This is a genomic window from Streptomyces griseus, assembly GCF_900460065.1.
GTDB classification, from domain to species: domain Bacteria; phylum Actinomycetota; class Actinomycetes; order Streptomycetales; family Streptomycetaceae; genus Streptomyces; species Streptomyces griseus.
On the sequence record NZ_UAVD01000024.1, the window covers coordinates 213,588 to 232,920 of the forward strand.

Sequence of the window (19,333 nt, forward strand, 5' to 3'; positions counted from 1 at the left end):
ATGACCGCCACCGTCCCACCCACCCCACCCACCCCACCGGTCTCCCCGGGTGACGCGATATCCGGCCCGGCCGCCTCCGGCCGGGTCGAACTCGCCCACGGACACGTCCCCGACGACCCCCGCTTCGCCAACGACGACCTGCTGCCCGTCCCCGTGGAGCGGCGCACCTGGACGACGTACAACTTCGCGGCCCTGTGGATCGGGATGGCCCACAACATCCCGTCCTGGCTGCTCGCCTCCGGTCTGGTGGCGCTCGGCATGGACTGGAAACAGGCCGTGTTCACCATCGCGCTCGCCAATGTGATCGTGCTGGCCCCGATGCTGCTGACCGGCCACGCCGGACCCAAGTACGGCATCCCCTTCCCCGTGCTGGCCCGCGCCTCCTTCGGGCTGCGCGGCGCCAATCTGCCCGCGCTGATCCGGGCCGCCGTCGCCTGCGCCTGGTTCGGCATCCAGACCTGGATCGGCGGCGTCGGCATCTTCACGCTGCTCGGCAAGATCTTCGGCGGCTGGGCCGGCGCGGCGGAGATCGGCGGGCAGCCCTGGACGCTCTGGCTCTGCTTCGTCCTCTTCTGGGCCCTCGAACTGGCCATCATCCACCGGGGGATGGACACCCTGCGCCGCTTCGAGAACTGGGCGGCGCCCTTCGTCCTGGTCGGCGCGGTCGTGCTGCTCGTCTGGGTCGCGGCCAAGGCGGGCGGATTCGGTCCGCTGCTGGACCAGCCCTCCGCACTCGGCTGGGGCGCCGACTTCTGGCCGGTCTTCTTCCCCTCGCTGATGGGCATGATCGCCTTCTGGTCGACGCTCTCCCTCAACATCCCCGACTTCACCCGCTTCGGCGCGGGCCAACGCGCCCAGATCCGGGGCCAGTCGCTCGGGCTTCCGACCACGATGACCTTCTTCGCCCTGCTCTCGGTCTTCGTCACCTCCGGGTCGCAGGCGGTGTACGGGGTGGCTCTCTGGGACCCGGTCCAGCTCGTCGCCCGGACCGACAACGTCTTCGGCCTGGTCTTCGGTCTGGTCACCGTGCTGATCGCGACGGTCTCGGTGAACATCGCGGCGAACGTGGTCTCACCCGCGTACGACCTGGCGAACCTCGCGCCGAGGTTCATCAGCTTCCGCACCGGGGCGCTGATCACGGGCGTGCTCGGGGTCGTGATCATGCCGTGGAAGCTCACCGAGACGCCCGAGCTCTACATCTTCACCTGGCTGGGGCTGGTCGGCGGACTGCTGGGCACGGTGGCGGGCATCCTGATCGCCGACTACTGGATCATCCGCCGCACGGTTCTCGACCTGGCCGACCTCTACCGGCCCGGCGGCCGGTACTGGTACCGGAGCGGCTGGAACTGGCGGGCGGTGGTGGCCTTCGCGGCCGGCGGCGTCCTCGCGGTGGGCGGTTCCCACTCGGCCCCCGGGAAGGGCCCGTTCCCCGCCGACGGCCTGATCCCGTTCCTGAAGCCGCTGGCCGACTACGGCTGGGCGGTCGGGCTCGCCTCCTCGCTGCTGCTGTACGTGGCGCTGACGCGGCGGTCGACGACCCGGCCGGTCACACCGGTTTGACGCTGCGGCCCAGCAGCGCCGTGACGTCCACCGTCTCGTCCGCCGAGGGAGTGGCCGCGGGCACCGGCCGGTCGAAGCCGGAGAAGTCCACGGTCCCTTCCCCGTCCCCGTTCCGCAGGGTGATCCGCACCGGGTACGGCGTGCCCTCGGCGGCCACAAAGGCCGTCAGGCGCTCACCGCCCTCGGCCCGGGTCACCGGGACGGTCGGCGCGCCGTTCACGTCGGTCTTCGCGCCCTTCGTCAGCGTGTCGAGGTCGTCGGTGCCGACGTTGTCGGTGACCAGCTCGCGGAACGTGTCGAGGTCGCAGACCTCGGTCACCTCCAGCAGCCGGGGGTCGTCGGCCGAGGCCTTCATGTAGCGGCCGTCGAGGATCGTGTCGAAGGTGGAACCGCCGATCGGCACATGGGTGTTCCAGAAGGCGGCGTCCGGCTTCAGCCAGACGTCGTCGCCGCGTTTCACGATCTCCACCGAACCGTCGTCGCCCATGTCCACCCCGCCCGCGCAGTTCCCCTCGCGGTCCAGCGTGAGGTCGATGCTCATGTCCTCCCCGGTCCCGTCGATGCTGCCGCGCGCGCTCAGATGCAGGGACCGGACGTCGACCAGGGCGTCGCGGGCGCGTTCGGCGATCTCCTCGGCGGGGAGCGTGTCGATGTCGTCGTCAGCCCGCGCGAGGGCGCCACCCGTCACGGTGAGAGCGACGGCCGCCGCACCCGCGGCCGCCCGGGCGGCCCATCGGTGTCCGCTCACGTCGCCTCCTCGAAAAGGCCCCGGTCAGGGCGTACGAACCAGGATGACCGGCACATTCGAGCGTACGCCGGGAGAGGGGGCACCGCCCGGCGCGCCTACGGAGGGTGAAGCACCTCGGTGTTTTCGGCCACGGAGCGTGGGCAAGGCTGCGGTGATCCCGCCCGGGATCACGTCCGCACGCAGCACGGAGGAGACCATCGATGAATCTGTTCACGGGGACGAGGAGCAAGGGCGCCAAGGCCATGGGGAAGTGCTCCCGGTCCCTCCTGCGGGCGCTCGCCGCCACGGCGACGGTGTCCGCGCTGGCGGTCTCGGTCACGTCGGCGACCGCGGCCCCGGCCGCGATCCCGCCCGGCCTGTCCTGCGACACCGGCAAGCACGCCGTCGACGCGTACACGGGCTTCGCGCTCTGTCGCAACAACGGCGGCCAGACGCAGACCTTCTGGGTCCATCTGGTCTGCGGCTGGGCCCCGGACGTCGACGGCAACCACGTCACGCTGAGGCCCGGCGAGTCCGGCCAGTCCACCGCCCACTGCGGGAAGATCGGCACCGGTATCGGCGAGATCCACATCCGCCCGTGATGCCGGAGCGGTGAGAACCGGCACCACCACCTGCCGCACGGGCCGTATCCGCAACGGCAGGAGCGGCCCGAACGGTTGAGCGTGCCGCCTCCTCTCGTTACCCTCCAGTAAGTACGTGTGGGCGCAGCCGGGACGACCGGCCGGCCCCGCGACACGAGGGAGGCGGCACGCCCATGTCCTCAGCGGAGCCCACCGCAGCGGAACCGACGGAAGCGGGACGCACCGAGCAGACCGGCCCGGCCGTACGCGAGCCCGGTCGCTCCCCCCGTCCGGCGGTCCCCGGCCCGTCGCCGCTCCCCGGACTCGCGGAGAGCGCCCGCCGGCTCGCCGACGCCACCACCACCTCCACCGCACTCGTGGCCGACGCCCTGGCCCGCGTCGAGGCCACGCAGCCGACCCTCAACGCCTTCCGCCACCTGCGCGCCGAGGCGGCTCTCGCCGAGGCCGCCGAGGCCGACCGCCGGCTCGCGGCGGGGGAGCGGCTGCCGCTCCTGGGCGTTCCGGTCGCCGTCAAGGACGACACCGATGTGGCGGGCCTGCCCACGCACTTCGGCTGCGACGGTGAGCGGCCCCCGGCCGTCTCCGACAGCGAGGTGGTCCGCCGGCTGCGCGCCGCCGGAGCCGTCGTCGTCGGCAAGACCAACTCCTGCGAACTGGGCCAGTGGCCCTTCACCGAGGGAACCGCCTTCGGCGCCACCCGCAACCCGTGGAACACCGCGCACACCCCGGGCGGCTCGTCCGGCGGCTCGGCCGCCGCTGTCGCCGCCGGGCTCGTCCCCGCCGCCCTCGGCTCGGACGGCGCCGGGTCCGTGCGCATCCCCGCCGCGTGGACGCATCTCGTCGGCATCAAACCGCAGCGCGGGCGCGTCTCCGTCCACCCGCACAGCGACTCCTTCCAGGGGCTCACCGTGAACGGCCCCCTCGCCCGGACGGTCGCCGACGCCGCGCTGCTCCTGGACGCCGTCGCCGGATCCCACCCCGAGGACCTCCACCGCCCGCCCGCCGTGCGCGCCGCCGACGCCGCCCGCCGCGACCCGGGCCGCCTGCGTATCGCCCTCGCCTGGCGCCCCCCGCTCACGCTCACCGGCGCCGGACCGGACCCGGAGGTGCGCCGGGCCGTCACCGCGCTCGCCGAGGCCCTCGCCCGGCTCGGCCACCGCGTCGAGGAGGCCCGTCCCCGGTACGGACTGATCGGCCTCTCCTTCGTGCCCCGGGCCACCGTGGGCATCGCCGAGTTCGCCGCCCGGCACCCCGAACCGGCCCTGCTCGACCCGCGCACCCGCAGCGCCCTGCGCACCGGGACGCGGCTGGGCGGGCGGGTGGTGCGGGCCGCCCGCGCCCGCGAGGTGCGCCAGCACCGCAGGATCGGCGCCCTCTTCGACACCTCCGGGTTCGACGTGCTCCTCACCCCGACCACGGCAGCGCCGCCGCCCCGGATCGGCAGATTCGACGACCTGAGCGCCTGGCGCACCGACGTCGCGATGGCCGCCGCCTGCCCCTACGCCTGGCCGTGGAACGTCCTCGGCTGGCCCGGGGTGAACGTCCCGGCCGGCTTCACGCGCTCCGGCCTGCCGGTCGGGGCCCAACTGCTCGGCCCCTCCCGCAGCGAGGAGCGGCTGATCGCGCTCGCCGCCCAACTGGAGGACGACCGGCGCTGGTTCGAGCACCGGCCACCGGTCTGACGGGCGATGCTCACGCCCGGACCGCCGGCCCGGCGGTCCGGTGTCACCTCTCCCTCCGGCTCGTCACTTCTCGGTGAGCATGTCCTTGCGGAGCTTGGTGAGCAGCCGGGACAGCAGCCGGGAGACATGCATCTGGGAGATGCCGAGGTGCTCGCCGATCTGGGCCTGTGTCATCTCCCGGCCGAAGCGCATCGCGACGATCTCGCGCTCCCGTTCGTCCAGCCGCTCCAGCAGGGGAGCCAACGTGTGCAGGTCCTCGACCAGTTCCATGGCCGGGTCGACGTCCCCCTTGATGTCGCCGTAGGTGACCGTCTCGGCGCTGTTCTGGTCGGCGCCGATGGGCAGGTCGAGGGAGCCCGCCGTGTAACCGTTGGCGGCTATGAGCCCCTCGATGACCTCTTCTTCGGTGAGTTCCAGATGGTGGGCGAGTTCGGCGACCGTGGGCTCGCGGTCGAGACGGGTGGAGAGCGCCTCGCGCGTCTTGGCGAGGGTCACGCGCAGTTCCTGCAGACGGCGGGGTACATGGACGGCCCACGTCGAGTCGCGGAAGAACCGCTTGATCTCGCCGACGATGTACGGGATGGCGAACGAGGTGAACTCGACCTCCCGGCTCAGCTCGAACCGGTCGATCGCCTTGATCAGCCCGATCGTGCCGACCTGGATGATGTCCTCCATCTCGCCGCTGCCGCGGTTGCGGAAGCGCTTCGCCGCGAAATGCACCAGCGAGAGGTTCATCTCGATCAGGGTGTTCCGCGCGTACTGGTACGCGTGTGTGCCCTCTTCCAGTACCTGCAACTGGTCGAAGAACAGAACCGCCAGCTTCCGTGCGTCCTTCGGCGCGATCTCCCCGGGGGCATCGATGCGCGGAAGCGCGGTGGGGGCGGCGGACGTGTCGTGTCGCGGGGTGGTGGAGAGCTGAGGGTGCTGCGTTCTGGTCGGCACGAAGGTCTCCCGGTGACTGATGTGTGTGGACAACACGGGAGTGCACCGACAGGGAACACCTCACGGCGGCCGATGCCGCTCCCATGAGTGTGTGCCTATCTGCCTAAGCACGCTGCTTCCGCGTCTGTCCCCGATCGGTGCTCTCAAACACAGCCTTCTCCCTGCGGAGGGCTTTGGAGCTGGTAGCGCCCCGGGACCCGCGCCACCGCATCGAGCTGCCGCCCGGCCCGCCGGGAGGTTCTCACGCGCCGTGAGCGCGCGGTCACGGCCCCGCCCGCCCGCCCGGCGTCCCGGTCACGAAGCCGTGCGGGGGCCTTGTGGAGCCCGGCACGCCGAAGAGATATCTTGATGTCAAGCAATGTTGCAGACGTGGAGCGGAGCACCCGGTGACTGACTCGACCATCATCTATACGCACACCGACGAGGCCCCTGCCCTGGCGACCTACTCGTTCCTGCCCGTCGTCGAGGCCTACGCCTCGACCGCGGGTGTCACGGTCGAGCGCCGTGACATCTCGCTCGCGGGCCGGATCATCGCCAGTTTCCCGGAGCACCTCAAGGCCGAGCAGCGTATCGATGACGCACTCGCCGAGCTGGGCGAGCTGGCCAGGACGCCCGGCGCGAACATCATCAAGCTGCCGAACATCTCGGCGTCGATCCCGCAGCTCAAGGCCGCCATCGCCGAGCTCCAGGAGCAGGGCTACGCCCTTCCGGACTACCCGGACGACCCGCGGACCGACGCGGACAAGGACGTCCGCGCCCGCTACGACAAGGTCAAGGGCAGCGCCGTGAACCCGGTGCTGCGCGAGGGCAACTCCGACCGCCGCGCCCCCGCCTCCGTCAAGAACTACGCCAAGGCCCACCCGCACCGCATGGGCGCCTGGACGGCCGACTCGAAGACGAACGTCGCCACGATGGGCGTCGACGACTTCCGCTCCACCGAGAAGTCCGCGGTCGTCGCCGAGGACGGCACGCTCCGCATCGAACTGGGCGCCGACGACGGCACCACCACGGTGCTCCGCGAGTCCGTACCCGTCCTGAAGGGCGAGGTCGTCGACGCGGCCGTCATGCGCGTCGCCGCGCTGCGCGAGTTCTTCACCGCGCAGGTCGCCCGCGCCAAGGCCGAGGACGTGCTGTTCTCCCTGCACCTCAAGGCCACCATGATGAAGGTCTCCGACCCGATCATCTTCGGCCACGCGGTCCGCGCCTTCTTCCCGAACACCTTCGCCAAGTACGGCGACCAGCTCGCCGCCGCCGGCCTCACCCCCAACGACGGTCTGGGCGGCATCCTCAAGGGCCTCGGCTCGCTGCCGGACGTCGGCGCCGAGATCCAGGCGTCCTTCGAGGCCGAGCTCGCCGAGGGCCCGGCCCTCGCGATGGTCGACTCCGACAAGGGCATCACCAACCTGCACGTCCCCAGCGACGTCATCGTCGACGCCTCCATGCCCGCCATGATCCGCACCTCGGGTCACATGTGGGGCCCGGACGGCGACGAGGCCGACACCATCGCCGTCCTCCCGGACAGCAGCTACGCCGGTGTCTACCAGGTCGTCATCGACGACTGCCGCGCCAACGGCGCCTTCGACCCGGCGACCATGGGCTCGGTGCCCAACGTCGGTCTGATGGCGCAGAAGGCCGAGGAGTACGGCAGCCACGACAAGACCTTCGAGATCCCCGCCACCGGCACCGTGCGCGTCGTCGACGCGAGCGGCGCGGTCGTGCTGGAGCAGGCCGTCGGCGCCGGCGACATCTTCCGCATGTGCCAGACCAAGGACCTGCCGATCCAGGACTGGGTCAAGCTCGCCGTCACCCGCGCCCGCGCCACCGGCAACCCGGCCGTGTTCTGGCTGGACGAGACCCGGGCGCACGACGCCAACCTGATCGCCAAGGTGAAGACGTACCTCGCCGACCACGACACGGACGGCCTGGACATCTCGATCAAGTCCCCGGTCGAGGCCACCGCCTTCTCCCTGGAGCGCATCCGCCGCGGCGAGGACACCATCTCCGTCACCGGCAACGTGCTCCGTGACTACCTCACCGACCTCTTCCCGATCCTGGAGCTGGGCACCAGCGCCAAGATGCTCTCCGTCGTCCCGCTGATGAACGGCGGCGGCCTCTTCGAGACCGGCGCGGGCGGCTCGGCCCCCAAGCACGTCCAGCAGCTCGTCAAGGAGAACTACCTCCGCTGGGACAGCCTGGGCGAGTTCCTGGCCCTCGCGGTCAGCTTCGAGCACCTGGCCACCACCACGGACAACGCGCGGGCCCAGGTCCTCGCCGACACCCTGGACCGGGCCACGGGCACCTTCCTCAACGAGGACAAGTCCCCGAGCCGCCGCCTCGGCGGCATCGACAACCGCGGCAGCCACTTCTACCTGGCCCTCTACTGGGCGCAGGAGCTGGCGCGGCAGACCGACGACGCCAAGCTCGCCGAGGCGTTCGCACCGCTCGCCAAGACCCTGTCCGAGCAGGAGGAGACCATCGTCGCCGAGCTCATCGCGGTGCAGGGCTCCCCGGCCGAGATCGGCGGCTACTTCCAGCCCGACCCGGCCAAGGCCGCGGCGGTCATGCGCCCGTCCGCCACGTTCAACAACGCGATCGCGTCCCTCGCCTGAGGTGATGTGAGCCGGGGGCGGCCGAGCCGCCCCCGGCCGTGACCGCCCCGGTCGGCCCTGGCGCCGGCCGGGGCGGTCCGCGTGTGCGTACCCCCCGAAAGGGTGGGATCGCGGAGCCGCACGGAGGTTCGGAGCAATCCGGCCGCCTCCCGGTTCCGAATGAGGACCGTGAGGATCAACCGCACCGCCCTGACCCGCAACACCCTCGCCGCCCTGAGCGGACTGCTCGCCGGCTTCGCCGCGCTGACCGTCGCCGAACTCGTCTCGGCCGCGGTCAGACCCCAGGCGAGCCCCGTCACGGCGGTCGGTGGAGCCGCCATCGACCGGACGCCCACCGGGGTGAAGGACTGGGCGATCCGGACCTTCGGCGAGAACGACAAGATCGTCCTCCAGCTCGGCATCGTCGCCACGCTCGCCCTCCTCGCCGTCGCCGTCGGCCTGCTGGCGCTGCGCCACCGGCGTACGGGCTCCGCCGCCGTCCTGGTCTTCGGCGCGGTCGGCACGGCCGCCGCCGTCAGCAGGCCGGACTCCACCGGGTTCACCGACGGACTGCCGTCCCTGGTCGGCGCGGTGGCCGGGGCGATCCTGCTGTACGTCCTCGTCGGCAGGCTCACCCGGGCGCGCACCGCCGCCGGGCAGGAGGAGGAGAGCGGCTGGGACCGGCGGGGCTTCCTGATCGCCGCCACCGCCGCCGCTGCCGCCTCCACCGCCGCCGGAGCCGTCGGCCGGGCCCTCAACGGCCGCAGCGCCCAGGACGCGGTCGCCTCCCGGGACGCCGTCCGGCTGCCCGCCCCGGCCTCGCCCGCGAAGCCGGTCCCGGCGGGAGCCCAGCCGAGGGTGCGCGGCATCAGCCCGTTCACCACGCCCAACGACGACTTCTACCGGGTCGACACCGCCCTCGTGATCCCCAAGGTCGACGCGAACACCTGGCGGCTGCGCATCCACGGCAAGGGTGTACGCCGGGACCTGGAGTTCGGCTACCAGGACCTGCTGAACCGGCCGCTGATCCAACGCGAGATCACCCTGTGCTGCGTCTCCAACGAGGTCGGCGGCCCCTACATCGGCCACGCCCGGTGGATCGGCGTCCGCCTGGCCGACCTGCTCAAGGAGGCCGGGGTGAAGCCCCCGTCCCGGGGCGGCGAGGCGGACCAGATCATCGCCCGCTCGGTCGACGGCATGACGCTCGGCACCCCCGTCGAGGACGTCATGGACGGCCGGGACGCGATGCTCGCCGTCGGCATGAACGGCGAACCGCTGCCGTTCGTCCACGGCTTCCCCGTCCGGATGCTCGTCCCCGGACTGTACGGGTACGTCTCGGCCTGCAAGTGGATCGAGGACATCGAGCTCACCACCTTCGACTCCTACGACGCGTACTGGGTGAAGCGCGACTGGGCCCGGGAGGCCCCGATCAAGACCCAGTCCCGCATCGACACCCCCAAGCCCTTCGGGCGCCCCGAGGCGGGCACCGTCATGGTCGCCGGGGTGGCCTGGGCCCAGCACCGGGGCATCGAGAAGGTCGAGATCCGGGTCGACGACGGCCCCTGGCGGCCCGCCCAACTCGCCGACCAGGCCACCGTCGACACCTGGCGCCAGTGGACCTACCCCTGGAAGGCGACCCCCGGCAGCCACACCCTCACCGTCCGCGCCACCGACGGGACGGGCGAGACGCAGACCGAGAAGCGCACGAAGACCGTCCCGGATGGGGCGAGCGGATGGCACTCGGTGGTCGTCAGCGTCGACTGACCGCGACGGACCTCACGGGAGGAAGGTCCTCCCCAGAGCCTCCCTCAACCCGCCCACCGTCGGACGACGGAGACAGGCCGTCAGATATCCGTCCGGGCGTACGACATACGCCGCGCCCTCGCCCGCCCCGTACTGGAAGGCGAACTCGCCCCGGCTGTCGTGGTGATGCGGGACGCCCGTCCATCGTTCCCGGGCGCCGGCGGCCAGGAGCCGGTGTGTGTCCATCCGGCCGCCGGTCAACTCCCGTGCGGCGGAGGCGAGATCGAGGGGAGCGTCGCCGGCCGGGTGGTCCCCGTACACCAGCAGCATGTGCCCGCGGCCGCGCAGGACGTCGAAGAGGCGCACCGGGTGGGCGGCGATGTCCCCGGTGAGGCCGCCGCAGTCCGGGGCCCGGTCGCCCGGCCGCAGCGGGGCCGGGTCGTCCGGGGCGAGGGGCGTCACCAGCGGGCTCTCCCGGTAGCCGACCAGGAGCTGGGCCTCGCGCAGCAGCAATGTCTCCCGGTCCGTCGGGTCCGCCTGCACCCCCTCGGCGGCGTGCCGGACGGTCCGGCCCACCACCTCCTCGCCGACCGGGTGCCGCTCCGCGTCGTAACCGGCCAGCACCCGCGGCCCCGCCGCGCCCCCGACGGCGAGCGCCAGTTTCCACGCCAGGTTGCAGGCGTCCTGGATCCCGGTGTTCATGCCCTGGGCGCCGGTCGGCGGATGGATGTGCGCCGCGTCCCCGGCGACGAACACCCGGCCCTCCCCGTACCGGTCCACCAGCCGGTGGCTGATGCGGAACACCGACGACCAGCGCAGCGCGGACGCGGTGACCGGCTCCGGCGCCAGCCGGTCCAGGACCTTCTGGATGTCGGGGAGCGCGGGGGCCGTACCGCCTTCCAGGCCGTGCGCCACCCCGTCACCGCCGCCCGCCGTCCCGGCCGCCTCCGCCTGCCGCGCGGCGGACAGTTCCGGCGGCACGAGCATCGACATCCGGTAGCGGCCGTTTCCCGGCAGCGGGATGCAGACCAGCAGATCGTCGATCGCCCCGTCCTCGCCGCGGTGCGTCGAGCGCACCCCGTACCCGGCCGGCAGATCCCACCCCACCTCCACATCGGCGAGCATGTACTCCTCGGGGAACGCGCCGCCCTCGAAGGTGAGCCCGAGTCCCTTGCGCACCGCCGAGTGCGCCCCGTCGCACCCCACCAGGAACCGGGAGCGGACCTCCACCTCTTCCCCGGACGCGGTCGTCAGCCGGCTGGTCACCCCGGCGGGATCCTGGGCGAACCCCACCAGCGCGGTCGACCGCTCGACCCCGGTGCCGAAGCGCCCGAGGAACTCCTCCAGCAGGCGCTCGGTGTCGCACTGCGGCAGCGCGGCGAAGCCGTACGGCACCTCGGGCGGCAGGACCAGCTCGACCCGGCCCCGCTCGGCCCCGTTCTCGTACGTCAGCTGCCCGCGCATCGGGACCGCCGCGTCCAGCACCTCCCGCACCAGGCCCATCCGGTCGAAGATCTCCAGGGTGCGCGGCTGGACGCCGACCGCCTTGGCGTACGGCAGCCGGGCGGGGAGCCGGTCCACGATCCGGCAGGCCACCCCTGCCCGCCGCAGCTCGGCGGCGAGCGTCAGGCCGACCGGGCCCGCGCCCACCACGAGGACGTCGGTCGATTCGCTGCGTGCCACCGGGGTCTCCCGTCGTGGGCCCCCCGCGTACGGTCCCCTCCATCGTCCTGCCCCCGGCGGCCATCGGCACCCGGGCGGCGCTCAGCCTCCCGCGGGCGGGGCCATCGCCCACCGGATCGTCCTGGTCAGGGCCCTCCCCGCGGGCCGCACGCAGGCCTTCTCGACCCCCGGCGCCCGGGGCAGCCGCAGCTCCTTCGCGGCCCACGGTGGCAGGGCGGCCACGGCGTTCGCGGCGAGCACGGCGTACAGGGGACGGGCCGGCCAGGGCAGCGGCGGGCGCAGAAGAACGAAGCGGGCCGCGTCCAGCGCCTCCGGGGTGGCGCGCAGTTCGGGGCGGTAGGCGGCGATGCGGGCCGCCAGCTCCGCCCGGTCGCGCGGCGGGTCGGGGACACCGAGGGCCCGGGCCACCGTCGCCATGTCGTCGATGTACCCGTCGCATCCTGCGCCGTCCAACGGCCGTGCCCCGTACCGCTGGTGGGCGCGCAGGAAGCTGTCCACCTCGGCGATGTGCACCCAGCACAGCAGGTGCGGGTCGGCGGCGTGGTACGGCTCACCGGAGGACGCGATGCCGCGCACCCCCTCGTGCACGGACCGTACGCGGTCGACCGCCTCCTGGGCGTGCTCCGCCGTACCGAACGTGGTCACCGCCAGGAACGTGCTGGTCCGCTGGAGCCGCCCCCACGGGTCGCCCCGGAACCCCGAGTGCCCCGCGACGGCCGCCATGGCGAGGGGGTGCAGCGACTGGAGGAGCAGGGCCCGCAGCCCGCCGATGAACATGGACGCGTCCCCGTGCACCCGCCGCACCGGCCGGTCCTCACCGAACCAGCGGGGGCCCGGGGTGCCGTGGATCCGGGCCCGGTTCTGCGGCCCGGAGGGGCCCGCGACCCGCGAGAACAGGCTCCTGCCGAGCCGTTCCCGTACCCCGGAGCCTGGCGCCGTCCTGTCCATACGACCCAGTATGCGGCGGCGCCCGCCCGCCCGGGGAGCCTTACGGCACCCGTGCCGTCCACTCCGGCGTGGCGAACTTGGTCCGGACGAGCTCCTCGGCGCGGGCGAGCTCGGCGTCGGTCACGCGTCCGGCGGTCAGGCCGTGACGCCTGCGGAACGAGTCGATCATCCGCTCGATCACCACCTGGCGCGGCAGTCCGGTCTGCCGCCGCAGCGGGTCCACGCGCTTCTTCGCCGACCGGGTGCCCTTGTCCGACATCTTCTCCTTGCCGATGCGGAGCACCTCCAGCATCTTGTCGGCGTCGATGTCGTACGCCATGGTCACGTGGTGCAGTACGGCTCCCGGCCCGCCGTCCGGCCCGACCACCCGCTTCTGCGCCGCCCCGGCGATCTTGCCGACCTCGGTGGCGATGTCGTTGAGCGGCTGGTACCAGGCCTTGATGCCCATGTCCGCGAGGGCTTCGAGGACCCAGTCGTCCAGATAGGCGTAGCTGTCGGCGAAGGAGAGCCCGGAGACCAGGGACTGCGGGACGGCCAGCGAGTAGGTGATGGTGGAGCTCGGCTCGGCGAACATCGCGCCGCCGCCGGAGATCCGCCGTACGACGTTCACCCCGTGCCGCTCGACGCCCGCCGGGTCGACCTCGTTGCGCAGCGACTGGAAGCTGCCGATGATCACGGCGGGGGAGTCCCACTCCCAGACCCGCAACGTCGGTGGCCGCTTCCCCGCCGCGACCTCCGCGGTGATGACCTCGTCCAGCGCCATGTGCAGGGCGGGCGACTGCGGGGCGTCGTGGATCAGCTGCCAGTCGTAGTCGCTCCACTCCGTGGCCTGCGCGAGCGCCCGGCGCACGGCGACGGCCACGCCCTCCGCGCTCAGCCCGAGCATCACCGTGGAGTCGGGCAGCGCCGCCTCGATCCGGGCGGCGAGCCCGGCCGTGTCGGTGTTGGCCGGGGCTCCCTCCAGCGCCGCGTCGATCGCCAGGATCGCCTCGTCGGGTTCGAGGAAGAAGTCCCCGGCGACGCGGACGTTCCGCAGGACCCCGCCCGCCACCTCCAGGTCCACCACGACCAGCTTGCCGCCGGGAACCTTGTACTCACCGTGCACCGTGCCGCCTCCACTCTCCGATGTCCGTCGCGCGGGCCCGGCTCGGCGACGAGCCGGACACACCCGCCTATAACGCTCGCGGGAGTGCCGATCATCCCCGCCCCGGGCGGTCATCCGCCGGTACGCGCCGGTGCCGCGCGCCGGCCGGGGGACAGCCGGCGGGACGGCCGTCCCGCCGGCCGGACCGGCGCAGCCGTGTGCCGTGCCCGGCGGCGGACGACGGCCGGTCCGCGACCCCCGGGCGGATCAGCGGTGGGTGAACGCCGCGGGACGCTTCTCGGAGAACGCCCGCATGCCCTCCTTCTGATCCTCCGTCGCGAACACCGCGTGGAACAGGCGGCGTTCGAAGCGCACACCTTCGGCGAGCGTCGTCTCGAAGGCCCGGTTCACCGCCTCCTTCGCCATCATCGCGACGGGCGCCGACCTACCGGAGACCGTCCCCGCGACCGCGAGCGCCTCCTCCAGCAGATCGGCGTCCGGCACGATCCGGGAGACGAGACCGGCCCGCTCCGCCTCCTCGGCGTCCATGTTCCGGCCGGTGAGGCAGAGGTCCATCGCCTTGGCCTTGCCGACCGCCCGGGTGAGCCGCTGGGAGCCGCCGATGCCCGGGATCACGCCGAGCCGGATCTCCGGCTGCCCGAAGACGGCCGTGTCCGACGCGATGACCAGATCGCACAGCATCGCCAACTCGCAGCCGCCGCCCAGGGCGTAGCCCCGTACGGCGGCGATCGTGGGCGTGCGCAGTTGCCCGAGCCGGTCCCAGGCGGTGAACCAGTCGCTCAGGTACATGTCCATGTAGCTCCGCGGCTGCATCTCCTTGATGTCCGCTCCGGCCGCGAACGCCTTCTCCCCGCTGCCGGTGATCACGATGCAGCCGACATCGGGGTCGCGGTCGAGCGCCTCCGTCGCCTCCACGGTCTCCCGCATGACGTCCAGGCTCAGGGCGTTGAGCGCCTTGGGCCGGTTCAGGGTGAGCAGGGCCGTACGGCCCCGGCGCTCGACCAGGATGGTGCTGTACGGGCCCGGGGTGGACGGGCCCGTGCGGTTCTCGTTCATGCGGTGACGCCCTTTCGCGGGTCGGTGGTGCCGGCCGAGGCGGCCCGGATGGCCCGGACGATCCCGGAGAAGTCCTGGTCGGCCCCCGCGCCCTCGGCGAACCGCGCGTAGAGCTCGGCCGCTCGCAGACCCAGTTCGGCCTCGACGCCGCCCGCGCGGACCGCGTTGGCGGCCAGGCCGAGGTCCTTGGCCATCAGCGGGGCGGCGAACCCGGGCCGGTAGTCGCGGTTGGCCGGGCTGGCCGGGACCGGGCCGGGGACCGGGCAGTTGACGGTGAGCGCCCAGCACTGGCCGGAGGCCGCCGACGCCACGTCGTACAGCGCCTGGTCGGACAGGCCGAGGCTCTCGGCGAGCACGAACGCCTCGCTGACGGCGATCATCGAGACGCCGAGGATCATGTTGTTGCAGATCTTCGCCGCCTGTCCGGCGCCCGCCGCCCCGCAGTGCACCGCCTTCCTCCCCATCACCGAGAGCAGCGGCTCGGCCGCCGCGAACGCGGCCTCCTCGCCCCCGGCCATGAACGTGAGCGTGCCCGCCTCGGCGCCCACCACCCCACCGGAGACCGGGGCGTCCAGGGAGCGGTGGCCCGCCGCCTCCGCCGCCGCGTGGGCCGCCCGGGAGTCGGCCACGTCGATGGTCGAGCAGTCGACGAACAGGGTGCCGGGACGGGCGGCGGCGAGCAGGCCCTCCGGCCCGTACAGGGAGAGCACATGGCGGCCCGCCGGCAGCATCGTGATCACCGCGTCGGCCGCCGAGGCGGCCTCGGCGGCGGACCCGGCCCGCTCGACCCCGTTCGCCACGGCTGCCGACAGACAGGACTCCACCAGGTCGTGGCCGAGCACCCGGTGCCCGGCCCTGACGAGGTTGGCCGCCATCGGGCCGCCCATGTGGCCCAGTCCGACGAAGGCGACGGTCGTGGTCACCAGGGCACCTCCTGCGATGAGTCGGACGCGGCGAGGGAGAGCCCCTCGTCGCCGGTCGGTGCGAAGTACCGGGCCACGTCCGCGTCCGTGACCTCGACCAGCGTGCCGGGCTTCCAGCGGGGTGCGCGGTCCTTGTCGATCACCTGGGCGCGGATGCCCTCCACCAGGTCGAGGGAGGAGAGGGCCGCGCACGAGACGCGGTACTCCTGCTCCAGCACCCTTTCCAGCGGGCCGAGTTCGCGCGCCCGGCGCAGCGCGGCCAGAGTGACCTTCAGCGCGGTGGGGGAGCGGCCGAGGATCGTGGCCGCCGCCTCACCCGCCGCCGGGGCGTCACAGGCGCGCAGCCGCTCCACGATCTCCTCGACCGTGTCGGCGGCGTAGCAGTGATCGATCCAGGCACGGTGGTGCTCCAGCACCCCGGGCGGCGCGGCCCGGACGTGGCGGGGGAGCACCGCCGACGGGGCCTCGCTCGCCAGCGCTGCCAGGAACGCGGGCAGCTCCGCCTGCGGTACGAAGTGGTCGGCGAGCCCGCACAGCAGCGCGTCACCGGCCCCCACCACGGCACCCGTCAGCGCGAGGTGGGTGCCCAGCTCCCCGGGTGCGAGGGCCAGCAGGTAGGTGCCCCCGACGTCCGGCACGAAGCCGATCCCGGTCTCCGGCATGGCGACCCCGGAGCGCTCGGTCACGATCCGGACGCTGCCGTGCGCCGAGACGCCGACCCCGCCGCCCATCACGATGCCGTCCATGACCGCCACGTACGGCTTGGGATAGCGGGCGATGCGGGCGTTGAGCCGGTACTCGTCGCGCCAGAACGCCGCCGACGCCTTCCCGCCCGCCTTGGCGTCCTCGTGGATGGACCGGATGTCGCCGCCCGCGCACAGACCGCGCTCACCGGCGCCGGTGATGACGACCGTCGCCACCCCGTGGTCGTGCTCCCACCGGTCGAGCGCCGCCGCGATCGTCTCCACCATCGTGCGGGTGAGGGCGTTCAGCGCCTTCGGGCGGTTCAGGGTCACCACCCCCGTACGCCCCTCGGTGTGCACGAGCACGTGCTCCTCGGTCATCGCAGGGCTCCCGTCAGGCTCCGGGCCACCATGACGCGCATGATCTCGTTGGTCCCTTCCAGGATCTGGTGGACCCGCAGGTCCCGGACGATCTTCTCGATGCCGTACTCCGCCAGATAGCCGTAGCCGCCGTGCAGTTGGAGCGCCCGGTCCGCGACCGAATAGCCGGTGTCCGTGGCGAAGTGCTTGGCCATCGCGCACAGCTGCGGAGCGCCGGCCACGTTCCGGTCCAGCGCCTCGGCGGCCTGCCGCACCAACGCGCGGGCGGCGGCCAGTTCGGTCGCCATCTCGGCCAGCCGGAACTGCAGCGCCTGCGCGTCCAGCAGTCGGGCGCCGAACGCCTCCCGGTCCGCGAGATGGGCGAGGCTGCGGTCCAGCGCGCTCTGCGCACCGCCCAGTGAGCAGGCGGCGATACCGAGCCGGCCGCCGTTGAGCCCGTTCATCGCGATGCGGAAGCCGCCGCCCTCCTCGCCGAGCAGCCGGTCGGCCGGCAGCCGCACCCCGTCCAGCAGGACCTGCCGGGTGGGCTGGGCGTTCCACCCCATCTTCTTCTCGTCGGGCCCGAACGAGAGCCCGGGGTCGTCCCGTTCGACGAGGAAGGCGGAGATGCCCCGCGGCCCGTCGTCGCCGGTGCGGGCCAGCACGATGTAGAGGTGCGAGGCGCCCGCCCCGGAGATGAACTGCTTCGTTCCCGTCAGCACGTAGTGGTCGCCGTCGCGCACCGCGCGGGTGCGCAGCGCGGCGGCGTCGGACCCGGCGCCCGGCTCGGTCAGGCAGTAGCTGCCGAGCTGCTCCATGGTGCAGAGCTCCGGCAGACAGCGGGCCCGCTGGTCCTCGGTGCCGTACCGGTCGATCATCCAGCCGACCATGTTGTGGATGGACAGATAGCCCGCGATGGACGGACATCCGGTGGCCAGGGCCTCGAAGACGAGGACCCCGTCGGAGCGGGTCAGCTCCGACCCGCCGAGGTCCTCCCGGACGTAGACGCCGCCGAGGCCGAGGCCGGCCGCCTTGCGCAGCACGTCGACGGGGAAGTGCTTGTCCTGGTCCCAGGCCACGGCGTGCGGGGCCAGGTGTTCCTGGGCGAAGTCCAGGGTCGTCTCGACGACGGCGAACTGGTCGTCGGTGAGGAGCGTGGTCACGGTGCTCATCCCATGGTCGGAATCGTGAAGCTCGCGCCGTCCCGGATTCCCGAGGCGGGCCAGCGCGAAGTGACGGTCTTCGTACGGGTGTAGAAGCGGATGGCGTCCGGGCCGTGCTGGTTGAGGTCGCCGAAGCCGGACCGCTTCCACCCGCCGAACGTGTGGTAGGCCACCGGCACCGGGATCGGCACGTTGACGCCGACCATGCCGGTGTCGACGCGGCGCGTGAAGTCGCGGGCGGTGTCGCCGTCGCGGGTGAACAGTGCGACGCCGTTGCCGTACGGGTGCTCCGAGGGCAGCCGCAGCGCCTCCTCGTAGTCCGCCGCGCGGACCACCGACACCACCGGGCCGAAGATCTCCTCCTGGTAGATCCGCATGTCGGGAGTGACCCGGTCGAAGAGGGAAGCGCCCGCGAAGAAGCCGTCCTCGTGGCCCTCCAGGGAGAAGTCCCTCCCGTCGACGACCAGTTCGGCGCCCTCCCGGACACCGAGGTCGACATAGCCGCGGACCCGGTCCACCGCGTCGCGGCCCACCAGCGGCCCGAAGTCGGCGTCCGGGTCGTCCGAGCGGCCGATCCGCAGCCCGGCGATCCGCTCGGTGAGCCGGGCGACCAGCGCGTCCGCTGTGGCCTCGCCCACCGGCACGGCCACCGAGATCGCCATGCACCGCTCGCCCGCGGAGCCGTAGCCCGCGCCGATCAGCGCGTCCACCGCCTGGTCGAGGTCGGCGTCCGGCATCACGACCATGTGGTTCTTCGCCCCGCCGAAACACTGCGCCCGCTTGCCGTGGGCGGCGGCGGTGGCGTAGATGTGCGCGGCGACCGGCGTCGAGCCGACGAAGCCGAGCGCCTTGACGCGCGGGTCCTCCAGCAGGGTGTCCACGGCCTCCTTGCCGCCGTTGACGACATTGAGGACGCCCGGCGGGAGCCCCGCCTCCAGGAACAGCTCCGCCAGCCGCAGCGGCACCGACGGGTCGCGCTCCGACGGCTTGAGAATGAAGGCGTTTCCGCAGGCCAGAGCAGGTGCGGCCTTCCACAGCGGGATCATCGCGGGGAAGTTGAACGGGGTGATGCCCGCGACGACCCCGAGCGGCCGGCGCAGCGAGTGGACGTCGATCCCGGCGCCCGCGTTGTCGCTGAACTCGCCCTTCAGCAGATGCGGGACACCGGCGGCGAACTCCACGACGTCCAGCCCGCGCGCGATGTCGCCGTGCGCGTCGGCCACGGTCTTGCCGTGCTCGGAGGAGAGCAGCCGGGCCAGGGAGTCCTTCTCCTTCTCCACCAGCTGGAGGAAGCGCAGCAGCACGTGGGCGCGGCGCTGCGGGTTCCACTCGCCCCACTCGCGCTGGGCCTGCTCGGCGTCGGCGACGGCCGCCTCGGTCTCGGAGCGGCCGGCCAGCGGCACGCGGGCCTGGACCCGGCCGGTGTTGGGGTCGAAGACATCGCCGTACGCGCCCGAGGCGCCGGGCGTGTGCTTGCCGCCGATGACATGGGTGAGTTCGCGGACCATGGAAGCCTGCTCTCGTCGGTGAGATCGTCAGGTGAGATCCGGGGACGGCACGCGGCGGCC

The 19,333-nt window shown here is 72.9% G+C and carries 15 protein-coding genes; 5 read left to right on the top strand and 10 right to left on the bottom strand.

All coding sequences use genetic code 11. The annotated features are described in order from the left end of the window. Positions 1-1,560 carry an NCS1 family nucleobase:cation symporter-1 gene (locus tag DTB53_RS11475; protein ID WP_012378398.1) on the top strand — a complete coding sequence of 520 codons (1,560 nt, stop codon included), beginning with the start codon at positions 1-3 and terminating at the stop codon, positions 1,558-1,560. Here DTB53_RS11475 and DTB53_RS11480 read toward each other — a convergent pair. Next, positions 1,547-2,308 carry a LolA-like protein gene (locus tag DTB53_RS11480; RefSeq protein ID WP_012378397.1) on the bottom strand — a complete coding sequence of 254 codons (762 nt, stop codon included), beginning with the start codon at positions 2,306-2,308 and terminating at the stop codon, positions 1,547-1,549. The two genes, DTB53_RS11475 and DTB53_RS11480, sit on opposite strands and share 14 nt — an antisense overlap. A 200-nt stretch (positions 2,309-2,508) precedes the next feature. Here DTB53_RS11480 and DTB53_RS11485 point away from each other — a divergent pair, with 200 nt between their 5' ends. Continuing rightward, a complete protein-coding gene (locus DTB53_RS11485) occupies positions 2,509-2,889 on the top strand; it encodes a hypothetical protein (protein WP_012378396.1) in 381 nt (126 codons plus the stop codon). Positions 2,890-3,062: 173 nt separating this feature from the next. Further along, a complete protein-coding gene (locus DTB53_RS11490) occupies positions 3,063-4,571 on the top strand; it encodes an amidase (protein WP_012378395.1) in 1,509 nt (502 codons plus the stop codon). A 63-nt stretch (positions 4,572-4,634) separates the two neighbouring features. Here DTB53_RS11490 and DTB53_RS11495 read toward each other — a convergent pair whose 3' ends face one another. Beyond that, the gene (locus tag DTB53_RS11495) at positions 4,635-5,513 is read right to left on the bottom strand and encodes an RNA polymerase sigma factor SigF (RefSeq protein ID WP_012378394.1); all 879 of its coding nucleotides are present in this window, start codon (positions 5,511-5,513) and stop codon (positions 4,635-4,637) included. Positions 5,514-5,899: 386 nt separating this feature from the next. Here DTB53_RS11495 and DTB53_RS11500 point away from each other — a divergent pair, with 386 nt between their 5' ends. Then, positions 5,900-8,122, top strand: coding sequence for an NADP-dependent isocitrate dehydrogenase (locus DTB53_RS11500; protein ID WP_012378393.1), 2,223 nt, complete (start codon positions 5,900-5,902; stop codon positions 8,120-8,122). A gap of 159 nt (positions 8,123-8,281) precedes the next feature. Further along, the gene (locus tag DTB53_RS11505; RefSeq protein ID WP_042495739.1) at positions 8,282-9,865 is read left to right on the top strand and encodes a molybdopterin-dependent oxidoreductase; all 1,584 of its coding nucleotides are present in this window, start codon (positions 8,282-8,284) and stop codon (positions 9,863-9,865) included. Between the two features lie 12 nt (positions 9,866-9,877). Here DTB53_RS11505 and DTB53_RS11510 read toward each other — a convergent pair whose 3' ends face one another. From DTB53_RS11510 to DTB53_RS11545, 8 genes are all read right to left on the bottom strand, one after another. Then, the gene (locus tag DTB53_RS11510; protein ID WP_012378391.1) at positions 9,878-11,527 is read right to left on the bottom strand and encodes an FAD-dependent monooxygenase; all 1,650 of its coding nucleotides are present in this window, start codon (positions 11,525-11,527) and stop codon (positions 9,878-9,880) included. 81 nt (positions 11,528-11,608) lie between these two features. Beyond that, positions 11,609-12,475, bottom strand: a complete 867-nt coding sequence (locus tag DTB53_RS11515; RefSeq protein ID WP_012378390.1) for an oxygenase MpaB family protein — start codon at positions 12,473-12,475, stop codon at positions 11,609-11,611. 40 nt (positions 12,476-12,515) lie between these two features. Next, positions 12,516-13,580, bottom strand: coding sequence for a lipoate-protein ligase LplAB (lplAB, locus tag DTB53_RS11520; protein ID WP_012378389.1), 1,065 nt, complete (start codon positions 13,578-13,580; stop codon positions 12,516-12,518). 246 nt (positions 13,581-13,826) lie between these two features. Beyond that, the gene (locus DTB53_RS11525; protein WP_012378388.1) at positions 13,827-14,636 is read right to left on the bottom strand and encodes an enoyl-CoA hydratase; all 810 of its coding nucleotides are present in this window, start codon (positions 14,634-14,636) and stop codon (positions 13,827-13,829) included. Beyond that, on the bottom strand, positions 14,633-15,559 hold the full coding sequence (mmsB, locus tag DTB53_RS11530) for a 3-hydroxyisobutyrate dehydrogenase (RefSeq protein ID WP_012378387.1): 927 nt from the start codon (positions 15,557-15,559) through the stop codon (positions 14,633-14,635). Before mmsB ends, DTB53_RS11525 begins: the two co-directional genes overlap by 4 nt. After that, the gene (locus DTB53_RS11535; RefSeq protein ID WP_012378386.1) at positions 15,556-16,623 is read right to left on the bottom strand and encodes an enoyl-CoA hydratase/isomerase family protein; all 1,068 of its coding nucleotides are present in this window, start codon (positions 16,621-16,623) and stop codon (positions 15,556-15,558) included. Before DTB53_RS11535 ends, mmsB begins: the two co-directional genes overlap by 4 nt. After that, a complete protein-coding gene (locus DTB53_RS11540) occupies positions 16,620-17,774 on the bottom strand; it encodes an acyl-CoA dehydrogenase family protein (protein ID WP_003965125.1) in 1,155 nt (384 codons plus the stop codon). Before DTB53_RS11540 ends, DTB53_RS11535 begins: the two co-directional genes overlap by 4 nt. Beyond that, positions 17,771-19,273, bottom strand: a complete 1,503-nt coding sequence (locus tag DTB53_RS11545; RefSeq protein ID WP_012378385.1) for a CoA-acylating methylmalonate-semialdehyde dehydrogenase — start codon at positions 19,271-19,273, stop codon at positions 17,771-17,773. The genes DTB53_RS11540 and DTB53_RS11545 overlap by 4 nt, the downstream gene beginning before the upstream one ends. Between the last annotated feature and the right edge of the window lie 60 nt (positions 19,274-19,333).

Excerpts from the sequence above, each read along its gene's own strand:
- DTB53_RS11475 (WP_012378398.1), top strand. The coding sequence starts at position 1 with ATGACCGCCACCGTCCCACCCACCCCACCCACCCCACCGGTCTCCCCG.
- DTB53_RS11485 (WP_012378396.1), top strand. The coding sequence starts at position 2,509 with ATGAATCTGTTCACGGGGACGAGGAGCAAGGGCGCCAAGGCCATGGGG.
- DTB53_RS11490 (WP_012378395.1), top strand. The coding sequence starts at position 3,063 with ATGTCCTCAGCGGAGCCCACCGCAGCGGAACCGACGGAAGCGGGACGC.
- DTB53_RS11505 (WP_042495739.1), top strand. The coding sequence starts at position 8,282 with ATGAGGACCGTGAGGATCAACCGCACCGCCCTGACCCGCAACACCCTC.
- DTB53_RS11515 (WP_012378390.1), bottom strand. The coding sequence starts at position 12,475 with ATGGACAGGACGGCGCCAGGCTCCGGGGTACGGGAACGGCTCGGCAGG.
- DTB53_RS11525 (WP_012378388.1), bottom strand. The coding sequence starts at position 14,636 with ATGAACGAGAACCGCACGGGCCCGTCCACCCCGGGCCCGTACAGCACC.
- DTB53_RS11535 (WP_012378386.1), bottom strand. The coding sequence starts at position 16,623 with ATGACCGAGGAGCACGTGCTCGTGCACACCGAGGGGCGTACGGGGGTG.
- DTB53_RS11540 (WP_003965125.1), bottom strand. The coding sequence starts at position 17,774 with ATGAGCACCGTGACCACGCTCCTCACCGACGACCAGTTCGCCGTCGTC.
- DTB53_RS11545 (WP_012378385.1), bottom strand. The coding sequence starts at position 19,273 with ATGGTCCGCGAACTCACCCATGTCATCGGCGGCAAGCACACGCCCGGC.